The sequence below is a fragment of the Paracoccus xiamenensis genome (assembly GCF_011308835.1).
Taxonomy (GTDB): Bacteria; Pseudomonadota; Alphaproteobacteria; order Rhodobacterales; family Rhodobacteraceae; genus Paracoccus; species Paracoccus xiamenensis.
The window spans coordinates 253,027-271,503 of sequence record NZ_JAAOHY010000004.1 but is presented as its reverse complement, the minus strand read 5'-3'; the positions used below and the strand labels follow the sequence as shown (position 1 = coordinate 271,503).

Sequence of the window (18,477 nt, the reverse complement as noted above, 5' to 3'; positions counted from 1 at the left end):
TGGCCAATCAGCGACGCCAGAAGTCGGGGGTCAGCAGGGCGAGGATGGCCAATGTCTCCAGCCGGCCGACGATCATGGCCCCGGCGAGCACTGTTTTCGGAAGCAGCGCAAGACCCGACCATCCCTCCCACGGGTTCGAGGCGATGCCGGCGCTGGCTTCGAAACTTGGGGTCAGCGCGATGGTGCTGGCCAGCGGCCCGGTATTGGTCAACGCCGAGACAGACAGCATCACCGCAGTGTCGAATTCGATCTGGTGGATCGAGATCAGCAGCACCGTGACCGAAACCGATATTGCAAAGAGCATGAAGAAGATGAACGCCAGATAAGCGCCCTCGCCGCGCAGCCTGCGCGCGGTCACTCCGCCCCCCGCGATCGAGGCCGGGTGCACGATCCGTTCCAGTTCACGCTGACTTTGGCGGGCAAGCGCATAAACGCGCAGCAGTTTGACACCGCCCGCCGTGGTGGCGACCCCGCCGCCCATGATTGCCAGCCCCGCCAGCAGCAGGCCCGGCGATTGCAGGCCGGACCAGCTGCGAGCGCCCTGCCAGTCGATGGAATTCCATCCGGTCGTGGTCAGGAACGACATTGCATTGAACAACCCGCCCCAGGTGGCCACGGCCGCATGTTTCAGCGACAGGAACATGCCGGTGGGCAGTGAATTCTCGACCGTGGTGATATCGATGGTTGCAAAGAAATGGCGGATGAACAGCGCCGCAGACACCAGCACCACCACCCCAAGCCCCAGCCGGATTTCCGGATCATCACGCAGCAATTCCGAGGCTTTCAGCTCTCCCCCGCCCGGCCAGAAGCGGCGCGACAGCGCCAGGATCAGGAAGGCAAAGACCAGGAACTCGCCGACAAGGCCGGATCCAACCCCGATCCCGCCGGCAACAGGCGAAATCCCCGAGGTCGACAGCGTCCCCATCGCCCGGCTAAGCGCCAACAGCCCCGGATCGCCTGCCAGCAGCAGCAGCACCCACAGCGCCAGCGTAAGCCCCGCATAATACGGCCCCACCAGCCGCAGCATCCGCAGAGCCTGCATCGCCGGCGTGGAAGAGCGCCCGGCCATACTCAGCATTTGCGCGGCGGAACGGGGCCGACCGTCGCCACCTTCGGGCAGGCGGGTGAAGCGCTCGGTCCGGGCATAGGGCGAGGCGAGGATTTCGAAGCCGCCGACCTTCAACGGCGCCAGGATCGCCGCCGCCGTGACCAGAATGAACAGCCCGCCCATCCAACCCACCAGCGAACGCCATAGATGCAGCGGCGGGGCCAGCATGTCTGCTGCATAAAGCGTGGCGCCGGTGGTGGTCAGGCAGCTGACCATTTCCCACCAGGCGTTGTAAAGCCCGGTATCGGGCAGCGCCAGCGCCAGCGGCATGCCAAGCGCCAGCGGCAGCACCACGAATGTTCCCAGCATGGTTGCCAGCACGGACCGGCCATGCGTACCGCCACCGATCTTCCCGCCCGTGGTGGCCACGCCCAACAGCGCCGCGAGAACCAGCAACAGCGCGCCGCTGAACAGGAACATCCGCGATATGTCGTGATAATGCGTCACCGCCGCATAGGCCGCTGGGATCAGCATCATCATCCCGGCGATGCCGATCATCAGCACGAAAAGCGGCAGGCGACCAAGCTGTTCCATCAGAAGAAGTCGATGGCGACCTGCAACAGCCGCTCAACCTCTGGAACGTCTTCGGTCAGGGCGAAGATGCAGACGATATCGCCTTCCTCGATACGGGTATCGGGCATCGGCTTGACCACGCGTTCCCCCTTCAGGACCATGCCCATCAGCGCCCCCTCGGGCAGGTCGATGTCGCGGATACTGCGCCCCGCCATCGAGGAGGTCGGCAGCACCTGCGCCTCGATCACCTCGGCCTCGGCATCGCCGATGGAATAGATGTCGCGCACCCGACCGTGGCGGACATGGCGCAGGATGGTGGATACGGTGATGGATCGCGGGTTGATATAGGCGTCGATATCCAGGGGGCCCATCAGCCCCAGCAGGGACGGGTCGTTGACCAGGCTGACCACCAGCTTGGCCCCGGCCTGCTTGGCGCGGACGGCGGCAAGGATATTGACCTTGTCGTCGTCGGTCAGCGTCATCACCGCGTCGGCCTTGCTGATCGCGGCTTCTTCCAGCAGTTCCGAGGACAGCCCGTCCCCGTTCAGCACGATGGTCCGTTCCAGCGCGTCGGCGGCCTGTTCGGCGCGGTCGCGATTGCGTTCGATGATCTTGACCTGCACCCGGTCACGCCCGGTTTCCAGCGCATTGGCCACGGCGAGGCCGACATTGCCGCCGCCGATGATGATGACGCGGTCGGCGCGCGTGGTTTCCTTGCCGAAGATCTCCATCGTGCGGTCGACATCGCGGGTGTCGGTGAAGACATAGATCTGGTCGCCCTCGAACAACTGGTCGCCCGGTTCGGGGGCGAACAGGCGGCCTTCGCGGCGGACGCCGACGACAATGGCGCGCAGGCTGGAAAACAGTTCGTTCAACTGGCGCAGAGGGGTGTTCAGGATCGGGCTGTCTTCGTCCAGCACCAGCCCCAGCAGGCGGACCTTCCCGTCCAGAAAATCCTCTGCCTCGAAAGTCTGGGGCGCGCGCAGCCGCGCCAGCGCCGCCTGCGCGACTTCGCGTTCGGGGCTGATGACCACGTCGATGGGCAGGTGGTCGGTGCGGTATAGATCGGAATAGATCGCATCCAGATAGGCGGGTGAGCGCAGCCGGGCAATCTTGCGCGGCACCTGGAACAGCGAATGGGCCACCTGACAGGTGACCATGTTCACCTCGTCCGAATGCGTAACGGCGATGATCAGGTCGGCATCGCGGGCGCCTGCGCGGTCCAGCACGTCGGGGTGACTGGCGAAACCCGTCACCCCCTGCACATCGAGCGCCTCGGTCGCGCGGCGGACCAGCTCGGGATTGTTGTCGATGACGGTCACGTCATTCTGTTCGCCCGCCAGATGGCGCGCGATCTGCCAGCCGACCTGCCCGACACCGCCGATAATGATCTTCATGCCGTTCCCTTCGCCTTTGGGCCAGCATTAGGCGCGTTGGCGCAAACGGTCAATGAAGGCTCAGCGGACGGGCGGCGGGGCGATCACATCGGTCAGCACCACCGGATCGGGCGTGGCCTGCGTCCACCGCATCGGCGTGGTGGGCGGGCCATCACGATACAGCAGCGACTGGCCGTCATGGAACAGGTGCATCGCCTCGGGGTCAGCGGTCAGGCGCACGGTCTGGCGGTTCAGCCCCGTATGGATGCCCGGCAGCTTGGCGGTCACCGGATCCCCCTCGCCCGCGGTGCCGAAATACAGCAGCGTCACCTCGCCCAAGGCCTCGGTCAGGTCGACCTTGCCTTCGAACAGGGCCGGGCCGTCGGTGATGCGCATATCTTCGGGGCGAACGCCCAGATTGACGACCATGCCTTCGTCACCGGCCCGCGTCGGTATGGCGACCTCGCAGACGCCGCCGCCGTCAAGCTGGACCTGCGTGCGTTCGCCCGTGGCAACCACCTTTCCGGGAAGAAGGTTCATCGCCGGGCTGCCGATGAACTGGGCCACGAATTCGTTGATCGGGCGTTCATACAGTTCCAGCGGCGCGCCGACCTGCGCGATGCCGCCGCCGGCCAGCACGACTATGCGGTCGGCCAGCGTCATCGCCTCGGTCTGGTCGTGGGTGACATAGATCATCGTGCGGTCGGGCATCGATTCCTTCAGCTGCGCGATCTCGATCCGGGTCGCCACGCGCAGCGCCGCATCGAGGTTCGACAACGGTTCATCGAACAGATAGACCTTCGGGTCGCGCACGATGGCCCGCCCGATGGCCACGCGCTGACGCTGACCACCCGAAAGCGCCTTTGGCAGGCGGTCCAGATAGGGGGTCAGTTGCAGCATCTTGCCAGCGCGGTCGGTTGCGGTCTTGATCTCATCGGCGGATTTACCGGCGATCTTCAGGGCGAAGGCCATGTTGTCGCGCACGGTCATATGCGGGTACAGCGCATAGGACTGAAACACCATGGCGATGCCGCGCTGGCTGGGCGGGATGTCGTTCATCCGCACCCCGTCGATGTGGAAGTCACCGCCGGTGATGCGTTCCAGCCCGGCGATCATGCGCAGCAGGGTCGACTTGCCGCAGCCCGAAGGGCCGACAAAGACGATGAACTCACCCGACTTGATGTCGAGGTTGATGCCGCGCAGCACATTCACCTCGCCGTAGGACTTGGCGACATTGTTCAGATTGAGATCGGCCATTCTGGTCTCCCCCCGGTTCAGCCCCGGTTAAACTTCAGTCAGTTCGAAATGCCACGGACCCAGCCCGCCGGTCTCTTGGTCGGACAGGTTGACGCGCAGGGTCACAGCATCGTCGCCGTGCCGACGTTCGATGGTCAGAATATCGCCATCGGCGCGGATCACCTGTTCGCCCTGCATCAATGCCGAATGCCGGTGCCGCAGCGCGATCGCCCAACGATAGTGATTCAGGACCGAGCCGATCCGGCGATCCTGTTCGGATACCGCCATTTGCAGATGCTCAGGCGCGATCGGCAGCCACGGCACGCCGGTCGTGAAGCCGGCATTGGTATTGGTCTGCGCTTCCCAGACCATCGGCGTGCGGCAACCGTCGCGGCCCTTGAATTCAGGCCAGAATTCGATGCCGTAAGGATCCTGCAAGGCCTCAAACGGAACATCCGCCTCGGGAAGGCCCAGTTCCTCGCCCTGATAGATGCAGACCGAGCCCTTCAGGCACATCAGCACCGTGGCATAGGCATTCACGGCGGCCTCGGTCAGGTTCCAGCGGGTCGCGTGACGGACCACGTCGTGGTTCGAAAACGCCCAGCACGGCCAGCCATCGGGCGCACGGCGGGCCTTTTCTTCAAACACCTCGACGATGCGCTGCGCTGACAGATTGTCCCCCGACAGGAAGTCGAAGACATAGGACATCTGCATCCGCTTGTCGCCCGAGGTATATTCCTCCAGCAGTTCCCACGCCTTTTCGCTGTCACCGATCTCGCCCACGGCGGCGGTGCCCTTCTGGTCCATCACCGCGCGCAGCTTTTCCAGGAAGGCCAAGTTTTCCGGCTGCGACTTGTCGTATTTGTGGCTTTGGTGGTTATAGGGATTCACCGCCGGCGCCGTGTCCGATTTGCGCTGATCGGGCGGCAGGCCGGGATTGTCACGCAACTGCGCGTCATGGGTGTAGAAGTTGATCGTGTCCAGCCGGAAGCCGTCGACGCCGCGATCCTGCCAGAAGGCCGCCACATCCAGCAGCGCCTGCTGAACATCCGGGTTGTGGAAGTTCAGATCGGGCTGCTCTTTCAAGAAGTTGTGCAGGTAGTACTGCTCTCGCCGCGCATCCCATTGCCATGCGGGACCGCCGAAGATCGACAGCCAGTTATTGGGCGGCGTGCCGTCGGGCTTGGGGTCGGACCAGACATACCAGTCGGCCTTGTCGTTATCCCGGCTGGCCCGGCTTTCGGCAAACCACGGATGCTGATCCGAGGTATGCGACAGAACCAGATCGATCATCACTTTCAGGCCCAGCTCATGCGCGCGGGCAATCAGGGCGTCGAAGTCGGCCAGCGTTCCGAAAGTCGGGTCGATGTCCAGATAATCGCTGACATCGTAACCGAAATCCTTCATGGGCGAGCGGAAGAAGGGCGAAATCCAGATCGCGTCCACGCCAAGGCTTGCGACATAATCCAGCCGCTGGGTAATTCCCGGCAGATCGCCCGTCCCGTCGCCCGTCGTGTCCTGATAGCTGCGCGGATAGATCTGATAGATCACGCCGCCTTTCCACCAGTCTTTCGCCAATTCCTTAGTTGTCATTATCCACCTTTGACAGACCCGGCCAGCAGGCCGCGGACCAGATATTTTTGCATTGCGAAAAAGACCAGCAGCGGCACCGCGATTGAGATAAAGGCCGAGGTCGCGAGGATCTCCCACTCGCCCCCCTTCGATCCCATCAACTCGCGCAGAACGCCGGTCATGACCAGCTGTTCGGGCCTATTGCCAAGAAAGACCGTCGCCACCAGCAGGTCGTTCCACACCCAGAGGAACTGGAAGATGGCGAAGCTGGCCAGTGCCGGGAAGGACAGTGGCAGGATGATCTTGCGGAAAATCTGGAACTCGGTCGCGCCGTCGACACGGGCGCTTTCGATCACCTCGCGCGGCAGGCCGGCCATGTAGTTGCGTAACAGATAGATCGCCAGCGGCAGGCCAAAGCCCGTATGCGCCAGCCATATCCCCAGATAGCCCTTACCGATGTTCAGATCATTGTGCAGCCGCAAAAGCGGGATCAGCGCCACCTGCAAGGGCACGACCAGCAGGCCCACCACGGCAGCGGTCAGCAGCGCGCGGCCCGGAAACTCCATCCACGCCAGCGCATAGGCCGCAAAGGCCGCGATCAGGATCGGGATGACAGTGGCCGGGATCGTCACCGTCAGCGTGTTCATAAAGGCCCGCCCGATGCCTTCGGCTGTGAGCACGCGGGTATAGTTCCCCAGCGTGAATTTCGGCGGGCTGGAGGTGGTGACGAAAATCCGCTCACCCCTGCGCATCTCGAAGGGGGTGGCGGATTCCATGCGGTACGCGCCATCCTCGGCCACGGTCAGGGTGGCACCGTCGACATCGGCGGACTCGCCCGGCTGATAAGCCCCCGGATCGCGGGCCGAGGTCCCCCAGGCCACCAGTTCCTGCCCCTCGGTCAGGACATTGCCGTCCAGCACATAAAGCGCGCCGTCCTGCCTTTGATCGTCAGCATTGCCGGTGCGGACGAAAGCCGTCTGCTGAGAAGACGTCAGCGATTTCCACCACCCCGTCGCCGCGATCTGGTCACGGTCACGGAAGGACGACACGAACAGACCGGCGGTCGGAATGGTCCACAAGACCACCAGAAACAGCGCTGCAAGGTTCACCACCCAGGTCAGGGTGGATTTTCGTCCGGCCATGCCTTCCATCAGCGCATCTCCTTCCGCACGTTGCGGATGTTCCAGATCATGATCGGCAGCACGAGGATCATAAGCACGATGGCAATGGCAGAGCCGCGGCCGTAATCGGGCGTGCCGCGGAACATCCAGTCATACATCAGGTTCGCCAGCACCTGTGTGCCCCATTGCCCGTTGGTCATCACGAAAACGATGTCGAAGACCTTCAGCACGGTGATGGTGATTGTGGTCCAGACGACGGCGATGGTGCCCAGGATCTGCGGCACCTTGATCTTGAAAAAGATCTGCCAGGGCGTGGCGCCGTCCAGCACGGCGGCCTCGATGGTTTCTTCCGGGATGCCACGCAGGGCCGCGGACAGGATCACCATGGCAAAGCCAGTCTGGATCCAGACCAGTACGATCATCAGGAAAAAGTTGTTCCAGGGTTGCAGCGTCAGCCAGGTCTGCGCGGTGCCGCCAAGGCTTTGCCATATGGCGTTCAGCAGGCCGATCTGTTCGGTCCCCGGCTCGCGGTATTCATAGATGAACTTCCAGATCACGCCCGCGCCGACGAAGGAAATCGCCATCGGCATGAAGATCAGCGACTTGCCGAAATTGCCCCAGCGGATGCGGTCGGTCAGCTGCGCCGCGATCAGCCCGAACAGCGTCGCCAGTGCTGGCACGATCAGCAGCCAGAAGAAGTTGTTGATCATGGATTCGCGGAATTTCGCGTCCTGTGCCAGCCAGGCATAGTTGTCGCCGCCGACGAATTGCGTGCTGGAACCGTTGAACAGCGACAGCCAGATCGAATTCAGCACCGGATAGACCAGATAGACCCCCAGAAACAGGATCGCCGGCCCCAGGAACAGCCATGGCCGGATCATCCCGGCGCGGCGGATATTGTCGCCGGCATTGGGTCCGCGCGGCGGCAGGATCGCGTCCAGCACATAGTTCGAGCCCCAGAACCACGCCATGCACCCCAGAACGCCGACGGCAATCGTGCCGACCGCAAGCAATAAAAGCTCCATCCCCGTCTCTCCCCCCGATGGAAAAGGCCGGCCCGCTTGGGGCCGGCCTCATTGGTCAGTTCAGCGCGTCCCAGGTGGCCTGGATCGCGTCGCCCGCTTCCTGCGCCGACTTGCCACCGACGAAATCGACCATGCCGGTCCAGAAGGCACCCGCGCCAATCGCGCCCGGCATCAGATCCGAGCCGTCGAAGCGGAAGGTCGTCGCGTTCAGCAGCACGTCGCCCATGCGCTTCACGGTCTCATCCTGATAGGCCTCGGGGTTCACGCCCTTGTGCGGGGTCAGGAAGCCCTGCTGAGCCATCCAGATTTCATGCGCAATCGGCGTTTGAAGGAACTCGATGAAAGCAGGGCCGGCCGGGTTGTCGGTCAGGACTGAAAACAGCGTGCCGCCACCGACGACCGGCTGCCCAAGCGCCCCGTCGGCCGGGGCCGGCATATAGAAGAAGTCGGCATCTTCACCCACGATTGTCCCTTCCGGGAAAAAAGTAGTGATGAAGCTGGCAGCGTGGTGCAGGTAGCAGGCGGGCGGGCTGGCAAACAGGCCCTTGGGGCTGTCGCGGAAGTCAGTCGCGGCGACCGAACCCACGCCACCGGCGACGAAGTCCTCGTTCTTGGCGAACCAGCCGAAATCGTCGATGGCCTTGACCACTTTCGGATCGTTGAACTTCAGTTCGTTGGTGGTCCAGGCGTCGTAATCCTCGGGCGGATTGTTGCGCAGCATCATGTCTTCGACCCAATCGGTCGCAGGCCAGCCGGTCGCCCCGCCCGAACCCAGCCCGACGCACCACGGCTTTTCACCATCCGCCGCGATCTGTTCGGTCAGCGCCTTCAGATCCTCCAGCGTTTCGGGGACCTCGTAACCGGCATCTTCCAGGTTCTCTGGGACGTACCAGACAAGCGATTTCACGTCGGCTTTATAGGGGAAGGCATAGACGTGGTCGGCGCCGTCCGGCCCCTTATAGGTGACCAGCTTTGCCCAGCTGTCGCCGGCGGCATAGTTTTCGGTGATCCAGGTGCCGACCTCATCAGGCAGCGGCTTCAGCTGGCCTTTCGCGGCCAGACCGGCAGCCAGACCCGGCTGCGGAAAGATCGCCACATCGGGGGGAGAGCCGGCCTCGGCGTCGATGACGATCTGTTGTTCGAAACTGTCCGAGCCGCTGTATTTCACATCGACCCCGGTGGCTTCCTCGAAGTAGGGAATGACCGACTCGAACAGGTCCTTGTCACCGCCAAGCCAAGGGCCAAGCACGGTCACTTCCTGCCCGGCCAGATCGCCATGGGCGGCCTTGAATGCCTCAAGACTGTCCCAGTTGAAGGTCGTGTCCTCGCCCACGGGGAACTTCATCTGGGCCTGCGCAATGCCAGATGTCAGCGCTATCATTGCTGCCGATATTAAGAGTTTTTGTTTCACGACCTCTCCTCCGTCAGTTCCCGCGGATGGGCGGGATGGCGTTAAGCTTCATCGCGAAATATTGGAATTGTCAAATGCTGCTCGGCGGTTCCAGGGGCCTGCTGATGCGTCCCCGGCGCGGGCTGCGACTGGCGGCATCCTGACCTTGTACGGTCGCGCGCGGCGGGCATTCATGCGAGCGCCCAAACCGACCCAACGCCCTGTGGTGGGACAAGCCTCTGATAGATCAGCTAATCTTTCCCGAACCAGAGGCGGGCAGCAGCATGACCGCCGCAGCCCCCAGAGCGCGGCGGGCCCCGCGACTATTCTGTACTGAATTTATTGCACTTCGACCCAGTGCGTTGACCACTTGGCTGGTTCGCGCCGATTCGCGTTGATTTCCGGATCAGCCGAATCAGCGACGATCAGATCGCCAGCGCCATATTCGCGCCACCCGCGCGGCGCGGCAGGCAGCTTGGCGATGCAAAGGCGTTGTGCAGGGCGGGATTGTCGCAGATCAGCTCCTGCAACGTCACCTTATCGAGCGCGCAGTAGAAGGCGCGCTGCGCTGCAACCAGTGCCTCGCGCAGCCGGCAACCAGCGGTCAGCGGGCAGGTATTGCCGGCGTCATCGAAACATTCCGTCAACGGCAATCCGGCCTCGAACAGCCCGAACACCTCGCCCACGGTAACGGTTTCGGGCTTTCGCGCCAGTTTCATGCCGCCCGCGCGCCCCCGCAGGGTGTGCAGGAAGCCCATCGTCGCAAGCTGGTTGACGACCTGCGCGACATGATGGGCCGAAGCATTGCAGGCGCGCGCCACATCGCCCGACCGGACCAGATCTTCCGGATGGACCGCGCAATACATCAGTATCCGCATGGCCAGATTGGTTCGCATCGTCAGACGCACGGCAATACCCCCTGTTTCGTCGCAGATAACATGCTTTTCGATTGGGGAATTTGACATGCGTCAACCTAGGCCAAGTCTGGCGGCACGGTTTGCATGGTGCTGGTGGTTCTGGATCCCGCAGATCCGGCGCAGAGTGGTGCCGCTGAAGGGACTCGAACCCCCGACCCCATCATTACGAATGACGTGCTCTACCAGCTGAGCTACAGCGGCCCCGTCTGCGTGCCGCGCCTGATAGCAGGTTCCGGCGCGGGGGAAAAGCCTTTTCTGGTGGCTTTCGCAACCCGATGGATGCGAAAGCGGCGCTCAGGCTCAGCGCGGTTTGGCGGGCTTGTCGATCGGCTCGACATCCGGGCGGATTGGCATCTCACCGTCGGTCATCGGCGCCCCATGTTGCTTTGCCGGTCGCGCGGGCGGGAAAGGCGGGTGTTCGGGCGGTTCGACATCAGGACGAACCGGCGTCGCCATGTCGTCGGACAGAACATCGTCGGCCAGAACCTCGGACAGCGGGCGCGGCCGGGCGGTCTTGGGCACCGGCTGCGGGGCCGCAGCCTGTGCCGGCGCCGGCTTCGGCGGCTCTGCCTTGTCCGGTTCAGCCTTCACTGGTTCAGCCTTCGCCGGTGCAGACTTCGCCTGCTCCGGTTTGGCCGGTGGGGCCTTCGCTGGCTGTGGTTTGGCGGCGGCCGGGGCCTCGGCAGGCTCGGGATCGGTGATGGTGCGCGCGGGTTCGCCCAGAAAGTCCGATTCGCGCGGCACCATGCCAGGCTGGACATCTGCCACTACCGAAACCTCGGGCGCCTTCTGCCCCGGCGAGGGGGCCACCTTCGGCGCGCCGATGGCTGCCGCAGGCGTTGGCGCGGGTGCCGTGTCCGGGCTGGCCTCGGGTCGGGGACTGCCGATCAGCAACGGCAGCAACTCGGTCCCGGACGCAGTCGAGACGCTGCGCTTCTGCGCCGGCTCGCGCCAGCTGAGCGTGTCGAAGCCGGCACAATTCGAACAGACCGGCGCCCAATCCTCAATCACGTTTTCGCACTTGTCGCAGACCCATTGCGGCCCGCGAGATGCCCCCATCGCCTTGACTAGCCAGCCCCGCACGGCGGCATCGTCGCTGCCCTCGCCACGTTCGACAGCAGCCATGATGGCCAGGCTGCGCGTGGTGGGGTGGGTGTCGGCCAGGTCGCCCAAGGCGCGGCGCGCGCCCGGGAAATCCTCGTTCGCCAGCAGCAATTCGGCGCGCAACAGACGGGTTTCCTCGTCATTGGGGCTTTTCTTCATCAGCGATTCGAAACGGCGCAGACGCTGTGCCGCCGTCTCGTCCGGGGCGATTTCTGCGTAAGCCTCGGCCAGATCGGGGTGGGGGCGCACCGACCATGCTTTTTCCAGCAGGCGTTCGGCGTTGCGCGGGTCCTTTTGCAGCACATAGGTCCGCGCCGCCAACACCACCGCCGGGATCAGGTCGGGCGAGGCCTTCGCCGCCGAAATCGCCGCCTCGCGCGCGGAAATCGAGCTGCCCTGCGCCAGCACGTCGCGGGCCTCTTGCAGGGCCAGAACGGCGTCGCGGCGGATATGGATGTCCTGCGGCAGTTCGCCCTGCTTGCGCTTGTCCTTCAGCACGCTGCGCGCGCCCTTCCAGTCGCCTTCCTTGGTCGACAGTTCCAGCAGCATGTTCTGCACTTCGACGTGACGGGGCTTCAGCGCATAGGCCTTTTGCGCCAATTGCAGCGCGGTGTGGGTATCGCCCTTGGCCAGCTTCTGCTTCATCAGCCCGCGCACGCCCACGAAACGGGTGCGATCATCTTCCAGCATCTCGCGATAGACCGATTCCGCCTTGGCATCGTCGCCGGCGACCTCGGCCGCCTGCGCCGCCAGCAGCCGGGTGGCGCGGGAATCGTCCAGATATTTCGCCGCGCGATTGGCCATGTCCTGCGCCTGCTTGCCCTCGCCCGCAGCCACGGCCAGCAGGCCCTGCGACAGCGCCTCGATCCCCTTTTCACGGCGCGAGCGGGCGAAATAGCGGTTAATCGCGGTCTCATCGCCCATGATGAAGCGCAGGAAAGCCCAGACCATCCCCAGCAGCTTGAAGAAAACCCAAGCGGCGACCATCAGCGCCACCAGCGCCACCACGGCCTGAATGGGCCCAAGCGTATATTCGGTGCCGTTCAGCACCAATCGGACCCCGTCACTGGTCGCCGACAGCGTGTTCAAACCCACCGCGATGGACAGGATGACGGCGAAGAACAGAAGGATCTTCAACAGCGAAAGAAGCATGACTATTCCCTCAGTTCAAAGACTTGGCTACATCGCTCAGCGCCGATTGGGCGCTAAGATAGGCGTTTGCCTGCGCCACCCAATCGGCCATCGCGGCCTGACCTGCCTCTGGCAGGGCCTTCAGTTCCTCCAGCGCCGTCGGCAGATCGCCCTGCTCTACCAGTGCACTGGCGCGCGACAGAACGGCATCGGGGTCGGTGCCCTCGCGCGGTTCCACCGAACGCGCGCCGGTCTGGACGCGCAGGAAATTCGACACCGCGCCAAGCGGGCCCTGCGATTGCGATTCCGCCTTTAGCGAGGCGGTCAGCGCCGCCCGCGCCGGGGCGTCAAAGCTCATCTGCAACTGGTCCAGCGTCGGCAGGTCCTGCTGCGCCAGCGGCTCTGGGACGGCGACGCCGGACTGCTCCAGCTGCTGCACGGCTTCGGTGGGTGAGGCACCGCCGCCTTCCAGCGCCGCGCCCAGCACCGCGACCGAGGCAACCGCCTGCGCGCGCTGCGTTGCGGCCTGCGTTTCTTCCTGCACGGCCGCCAGACTGTCGCGGGCCGCGGCGGCGGCGGCGTCGATCTCGGCCTTCACGGCCGATGCCCCCTGCGCCAATTCCTGCACCTGCTGCATCGCCGCTGCGTCAAGCTGCGGGCGGGCGGTCAGTTCGGCAATCTGGCCGGCCTGCGCCTCCAGCTGGGTTTGCAGGGCGGCGATCCGCGCCGTCACATCGGCCGAAGGCGCCGCCGTCGATGCCGCCGAAGCCGGCTGTGCAGGCGCGGGCGGTGGTGCCGCGGACAGTGCCGCCTGGATCTGTTCGTCAATTGCCGCACGCATCTGCGCGTCGTCGGCGGCCTCGCCCTGCATGTTTTCCATGGCCGAGGCAACCTCGGCGCGCGCCGCATCGGTCGCCGCGGCGACCGCTTCCGACCGCAGCGCCTCGAAATCGACCTGCGGCGGCTGGGCCGTCGGGGCCTGCCACGACGCCGGCAGATAGGGGGCCAGTTGCGGCATGGCGTAAATCGCCGCCCCCGCCCCAAGGGCCGCCGCGACGACCCCGCCAAATGCCAGCGGCCAGAAGCCGACTTTTTTCACCACGGGCTGGCTCGCCGGTTCGGGATCGGGTCGCGCCGCCTGCCGCACGGCGGGCTTTGGCGTTTCGGGTTTCGCGGCCTCGGGCGCCCCGGCCCCGGCGGGTTTGGCCGCTTCCGGCTTGGCCGATTGGGTCAGCTTCAACGGCTCGGCTGTCGATTTGCGCCCGGCTGCCGGCCTGCCGTTCTGACCGTCGCCCAGCAAAGTCGATTCGATGGGTTGCGAGGGCGGAATGCGCGAGACCGTGACCTCATCACCGGCACTTACCGAGGTCGAGGGCACGACCGGCCCCTCTGACGCACGCTTTGCCCCGCTCGCGGGCGCTTTTCCGGTCGATTTCGCTTTCGAAGCCTTGTCTGCCTTATCGGACGTCGCCACGTCTTATCCCCCTGAAAATCCGGCGATCAACGGGCGGGCCGGATCGCGTTGAAGGACAGTCTAGCGACGCCCCCCTTCCGCCTCAACCCACGGCATCGGGCTTCGTTCCCCAAGCAGACGTGCCAACTGCAAGCGACCTGACGACACGCTGCATCGCGGCCCCCTCGGGACGGTCAGCGATCAGGCGCAGCCGCACCGGGCCGCGATAGGCCGCATCGGCGCGGGTGCTGATCGCCACCGTCGCGATGGGGGCCTGCGCGCCGGCCACTGCATCGGACAGCAATGCAGCGCTGCGGGGCGAGAAAAGCGGCAGGATCACCGGCCGCGCGCCCGCCAGCGCAGCCCGCGCGGGCTGCGAAAGCGGCTGCGCCACCTGATCATAGACGGCAATCCCTTGCGTCGGCAGCGCCCGCGCGCGGTGCCGGCCGTGCAGGTGCAGCCAATCCCCGCGCCCGGATAAAAGCGGCATCATCCCCTCGGCATCGCCGGGGCCTTCCTCGACCGTGAACCCGGCCGCGCGGGCTGCAACGGCAGTTTGCGGCCCCACCACCAGCGCCTGCCGCCCGTTGCCCGGCCCCGCAAAGGGCACCGCATTGGCCGAGGTAAAGATCAGCCCCGGCGCGCCTTCGGCCAGGGCCGCGTCAAAAGGTAGCGCCTCGATGCGCAGGATCGGGGCGATCAGGCAGTCGACCCCCGGCAGACCGGCTGCGAAGGATTCGGACTGGGCCAGCGGCCGGGTCAGCAGGCAGAGGGGCGCGGTCATTGCGGCTCCGGTCTAGGGTGGCTATCTGATTGCTAACCCCGCCGCCGCCCGTGGTGCAACCACCGGGCGCAACCATTGGACCCTGCCATGACGCTGACATTTCTGGGCATCGAAAGCAGTTGTGACGATACCGCCGCCGCCATCGTGCGCGAGGACGGCACCATCCTGTCGTCGATCGTCGCCGGCCAGACGGCGCTGCATGCCGATTTCGGCGGCGTGGTGCCCGAAATCGCCGCCCGCGCCCATGCCGAAAAGCTTGACGGCTGTATCGAGGAAGCGCTGGCGCAATCGGGTCTGTCGCTGGCCGATCTGGACGGGGTGGCAGTGACCGCCGGGCCGGGGCTGATCGGGGGCGTCATGGCGGGCGTGATGATGGCCAAGGGGATCGCCGCCGGCACCGGCCTGCCGCTGGTGGGCGTCAACCATCTGGCCGGCCACGCGCTGACCCCGCGCCTGACCGACGGGATCGGCTATCCCTATCTGATGCTGCTGGTCTCTGGCGGGCATTGCCAGTTCCTTCGCGTGGACGGCCCCGAGGATTTCAACCGCCTTGGCGGCACCATCGACGATGCGCCGGGCGAGGCCTTCGACAAGACCGCCAAACTGCTGGGCCTGCCCCAGCCCGGCGGTCCCATGGTCGAGGCCGAGGCCAAGCGCGGCGACCCCAAACGCTTTGCCCTGCCCCGCCCGCTGCTGGATAGGCCGGGCTATGACCTCAGCTTTTCCGGCCTGAAAACCGCCGTTCTGCGCGCCCGCGATGATCTGGCGCAGGCGCAGGGCGGGCTGACGGTGCAGGACCGCGCCGATCTGTGCGCGGGCTTTCAGGCCGCCGTCGCCGATGTGCTGGCCGAAAAGACCCGCCGCGCGTTGGCGGACAATCCCGTGCCGGTGCTGGCCGTGGCGGGCGGGGTCGCGGCCAATGCGACCATCCGCGCGGCGCTGGAAAATGTGGCGGCGGACGCGGGCGCGCGCTTCCTCGCCCCGCCGCTGCAACTATGCACCGACAACGCCGCGATGATCGCATGGGCCGGGATCGAGGCCTTCCGCCTTGGCCGCCGCGACGACATGACCCTTGCCGGACGCCCCCGCTGGCCGCTGGACCAGACCGCCGCCCCGATGCTGGGCGCGGGCAAGAAGGGTGCCAAGGCATGAGCCCCGAGCTGAAAATCCTGATCCTGAACGCAACCGTGCTGGCGGTCGCTTATCTGGGCATCTATCCCTCGATGCAGAAAAAGACGCTGAACGCGATGATGCGCAACGATATTGCGCTGACCCTGCTGGTGATCACAACCGCTGGCACGCTGTTTGTCGGGTCGGGGACGCGGTTCAGCCTGATCCTGACCGACGTGAACTGGTTCGTCTTCACGCTGCTGACCTTGATGGCGATGGAGTTGCCCCTGTTCCTTTGGTTCTGCAAAAAGCACGATATCGACCCGACAGGAGGGGACGAATGATTTCTGTTCTTGGTGCAGGCGCCTTCGGCACCGCGCTGGCTGTGGCGCTGTCGGCCAAGGGGCCGGTCACGCTGTGGGGACGTCGCTTGCCGGAAGGGCGCGCCACGCCCCGCCTGCCCGGCGTCACCATCCCCGAAACCGTCAGGCTGACCGACAACCTCGACGAGGCGATTGCCCAGACCATGATCCTTGCCCTGCCCGCACAGGCGCTGCGCGGCTTTCTGGCGGAACATGGCACGGTCCTGAACGGGCGCAATCTGGTCAATACCGCCAAGGGGATCGACCTTGTGACCGGGGAATCGCCCTCGGGGCTGATCGCGCAGGCCTGCCCGGGGGCGATGATCGCCTCGCTGACGGGGCCAAGCTTTGCCGCCGACATCGCGCGCGGGCTGCCCACCGCGCTGACGCTGGCCTGTGCCGATGACGGCGCGCAGGCGCTGCAACATGCGCTATCGACGCCAGTGCTGCGACTGTATCGCACAGACGACCTGCGCGGGGCGGAACTGGGCGGGGCGCTGAAGAACGTCATCGCCATTGCCGCCGGGGTGGCGATTGGCGCAGGGCTGGGCGAAAGCGCGCGCGCGGCGCTGATCACCCGTGGCTTTGCCGAGATGACCCGCTTTGCCGCCGCCATGGGCGCGCGCGTAGAAACGCTGGCCGGCCTGTCGGGACTGGGCGATCTGGTACTGACCGCCACATCCGAACAGTCACGCAACTTCCGCTATGGCCGCGCCCTTGGTGCGGGCGAGGATTTCGACAGCACCATCACCGTCGAAGGCGCCTCGACCGCGCAGGCGGTCAGCGCCATCGCCCGCGACCGCGCGATTTCCATGCCGATCGCCGATGCCGTGGGCGCGCTTGCCCAGGGCCGCGCCAGCGTGGCAGACACAGTTGTGGAATTGCTACAACGCCCCCTGAAGGAGGAATGATGCCCTATTTTGCCGTGATCTGTCGGGACAAGCCCGATTCCCTGTCCTTGCGCATGGAAAACCGCGAGGCGCATCTGGCCTATGCCCGCGACAGCGGCGTGCTGTTTCTGGGCGGCCCGCTGATCGAGGACGGGCAGATGGCCGGCTCGCTGGCCATTCTGGACGTGGCCGATCTGGCGGCGGCGCAGGATTGGGCTGCGCACGATCCCTATGGCAAGGCCGGGCTGTTTCAATCCGTGACCATCAACGAATGGAAGCGGGTGATCGGCTGATGGCATACTGGCTGTTCAAATCCGAACCCGACGTGTTCAGCTTCGACGATCTCGTCGCCAAGGGCGACGCGGGCGAGGAATGGGACGGCGTGCGCAACTATCAGGCGCGCAACAACATGCGCGCCATGAAGGTGGGCGAGCGCGGGATCTTCTACCACTCGAATGTCGGCAAGGAATGCGTCGGCATCGTCGAGGTCGTGGCCGAGGCCCATCCCGACAGCAAGGCCGCAGATCCGAAATGGGAATGCGTCGACATCAAGGCGATCAAGCCGCTGGTCAACACCATCACGCTGGATCAGGCAAAAGTCGAGCCGCGCTTGAAGGACATGGTGCTGGTCAACAATTCGCGCCTGTCGGTGCAGCCCATCTCGGACGCTGAATGGGCGGTACTGATGGAACTGGGCGGCGTCAGCTAGCCCAGCCAACCCCGCGCCAGCGCCGGCAGCGCGTCGAAATGATCCAGCATCGCATCGGGGCGCAGCCGGCTGATTCCCGGCCCCTCGGGACCAAAGGATACCAGCGCCACCTTGACCTGCGCCGAGGCTGCCGTCTTCACATCGGTGACGGTATCGCCCAGCAGAAAGGACTGCCCGACCTCGCCACCCGCGCGGGTCACCGCCTCGCGGTAGGGCAGCGGGTCGGGCTTGCGCACGGGCATCGTATCGGCGCCGACAAGGCTGGCGAAGGCGTCGCGGATGTTCAGCGCCCGCAGCAGGCTGTCTGCCAGCCCCTCGGGTTTGTTGGTGCAGACCGCCAGCCGGTGACCATCTGCAGCAAGCACGCTCAGCGCGTCTTCGACACCGGGATACAGGCGGGTATGGACCGCAATGGCGGCACCGTAGGCGTCCAGCAGGCGGGGAAAATCCTCGTCCTCGGCACCGGGCGGGATCAGCATGCCGGCGCTGGCACGGGCGTAACCTGCGCGCAGCATCGCCCGCCCGCCTTCGAAGGCGATCGCGGCATCGCCCACCGGATCCAGCCCCGCCAACCCGCGCCGGGCCAGCACCGCATTCGCCGCCCCGATCAGATCGCCAGCCGTATCGGCCAGCGTGCCGTCCAGATCGAAGACCACAGTGCCCGCCATATTGAAAC

General features: G+C 65.3%; 17 protein-coding genes and 1 tRNA gene. 5 read left to right on the top strand and 13 right to left on the bottom strand.

From position 1 onward, the window contains the following. Positions 1–7: 7 nt before the first annotated feature. From G7044_RS11420 to G7044_RS11365, 12 genes are all read right to left on the bottom strand, one after another. Positions 8–1,642: a TrkH family potassium uptake protein gene (locus G7044_RS11420; protein ID WP_166329011.1), complete on the bottom strand. Its 1,635-nt coding sequence runs from the start codon at positions 1,640–1,642 to the stop codon at positions 8–10. Continuing rightward, on the bottom strand, positions 1,642–3,018 hold the full coding sequence (gene trkA / locus G7044_RS11415) for a Trk system potassium transporter TrkA (protein WP_166329009.1): 1,377 nt from the start codon (positions 3,016–3,018) through the stop codon (positions 1,642–1,644). Before trkA ends, G7044_RS11420 begins: the two co-directional genes overlap by 1 nt. A gap of 60 nt (positions 3,019–3,078) precedes the next feature. Continuing rightward, positions 3,079–4,254 carry an ABC transporter ATP-binding protein gene (locus G7044_RS11410; RefSeq protein ID WP_166329007.1) on the bottom strand — a complete coding sequence of 392 codons (1,176 nt, stop codon included), beginning with the start codon at positions 4,252–4,254 and terminating at the stop codon, positions 3,079–3,081. 27 nt (positions 4,255–4,281) lie between these two features. Continuing rightward, positions 4,282–5,826, bottom strand: coding sequence for an alpha-amylase family glycosyl hydrolase (locus G7044_RS11405; protein ID WP_166329005.1), 1,545 nt, complete (start codon positions 5,824–5,826; stop codon positions 4,282–4,284). Beyond that, a complete protein-coding gene (locus G7044_RS11400; protein WP_166329003.1) occupies positions 5,826–6,956 on the bottom strand; it encodes a carbohydrate ABC transporter permease in 1,131 nt (376 codons plus the stop codon). The genes G7044_RS11405 and G7044_RS11400 overlap by 1 nt, the downstream gene beginning before the upstream one ends. Further along, positions 6,956–7,951: a carbohydrate ABC transporter permease gene (locus G7044_RS11395; protein ID WP_166329001.1), complete on the bottom strand. Its 996-nt coding sequence runs from the start codon at positions 7,949–7,951 to the stop codon at positions 6,956–6,958. The genes G7044_RS11400 and G7044_RS11395 overlap by 1 nt, the downstream gene beginning before the upstream one ends. Positions 7,952–8,006: 55 nt before the next feature. Next, the gene (locus G7044_RS11390) at positions 8,007–9,362 is read right to left on the bottom strand and encodes an ABC transporter substrate-binding protein (protein ID WP_328803848.1); all 1,356 of its coding nucleotides are present in this window, start codon (positions 9,360–9,362) and stop codon (positions 8,007–8,009) included. A 404-nt stretch (positions 9,363–9,766) separates the two neighbouring features. After that, a complete protein-coding gene (locus G7044_RS11385) occupies positions 9,767–10,249 on the bottom strand; it encodes an RrF2 family transcriptional regulator (RefSeq protein WP_166328997.1) in 483 nt (160 codons plus the stop codon). A 134-nt stretch (positions 10,250–10,383) separates the two neighbouring features. Then, positions 10,384–10,459 (bottom strand) — tRNA-Thr (locus G7044_RS11380). A 99-nt stretch (positions 10,460–10,558) separates the two neighbouring features. Then, positions 10,559–12,514, bottom strand: coding sequence for a heme biosynthesis protein HemY (locus G7044_RS11375; RefSeq protein ID WP_166328995.1), 1,956 nt, complete (start codon positions 12,512–12,514; stop codon positions 10,559–10,561). A 10-nt stretch (positions 12,515–12,524) separates the two neighbouring features. Then, a complete protein-coding gene (locus tag G7044_RS11370) occupies positions 12,525–13,967 on the bottom strand; it encodes a COG4223 family protein (protein WP_166328993.1) in 1,443 nt (480 codons plus the stop codon). Between the two features lie 82 nt (positions 13,968–14,049). Beyond that, positions 14,050–14,730, bottom strand: coding sequence for a uroporphyrinogen-III synthase (locus G7044_RS11365; protein ID WP_166328991.1), 681 nt, complete (start codon positions 14,728–14,730; stop codon positions 14,050–14,052). Positions 14,731–14,817: 87 nt separating this feature from the next. Here G7044_RS11365 and tsaD point away from each other — a divergent pair, with 87 nt between their 5' ends. The 5 genes from tsaD to G7044_RS11340 are packed head-to-tail and all read left to right on the top strand — an operon-like array spanning position 14,818 to position 17,801. After that, positions 14,818–15,882 (top strand): tRNA (adenosine(37)-N6)-threonylcarbamoyltransferase complex transferase subunit TsaD, encoded by a 1,065-nt coding sequence (gene tsaD, locus G7044_RS11360; RefSeq protein WP_166328989.1) that lies wholly within the window; start codon positions 14,818–14,820, stop codon positions 15,880–15,882. Next, positions 15,879–16,184, top strand: a complete 306-nt coding sequence (locus G7044_RS11355; RefSeq protein ID WP_166328987.1) for a hypothetical protein — start codon at positions 15,879–15,881, stop codon at positions 16,182–16,184. Before tsaD ends, G7044_RS11355 begins: the two co-directional genes overlap by 4 nt. Then, the gene (locus G7044_RS11350) at positions 16,181–17,113 is read left to right on the top strand and encodes an NAD(P)H-dependent glycerol-3-phosphate dehydrogenase (protein WP_166328985.1); all 933 of its coding nucleotides are present in this window, start codon (positions 16,181–16,183) and stop codon (positions 17,111–17,113) included. Before G7044_RS11355 ends, G7044_RS11350 begins: the two co-directional genes overlap by 4 nt. Next, positions 17,113–17,385: a YciI family protein gene (locus tag G7044_RS11345; protein WP_166328983.1), complete on the top strand. Its 273-nt coding sequence runs from the start codon at positions 17,113–17,115 to the stop codon at positions 17,383–17,385. The genes G7044_RS11350 and G7044_RS11345 overlap by 1 nt, the downstream gene beginning before the upstream one ends. After that, positions 17,385–17,801, top strand: coding sequence for an EVE domain-containing protein (locus tag G7044_RS11340; protein ID WP_166328981.1), 417 nt, complete (start codon positions 17,385–17,387; stop codon positions 17,799–17,801). Before G7044_RS11345 ends, G7044_RS11340 begins: the two co-directional genes overlap by 1 nt. On the opposite strand, the gene G7044_RS11335 is transcribed toward G7044_RS11340, so the two are convergent. Then, positions 17,798–18,469, bottom strand: a complete 672-nt coding sequence (locus G7044_RS11335) for an HAD-IA family hydrolase (protein ID WP_166328979.1) — start codon at positions 18,467–18,469, stop codon at positions 17,798–17,800. The genes G7044_RS11340 and G7044_RS11335 overlap by 4 nt on opposite strands. Between the last annotated feature and the right edge of the window lie 8 nt (positions 18,470–18,477).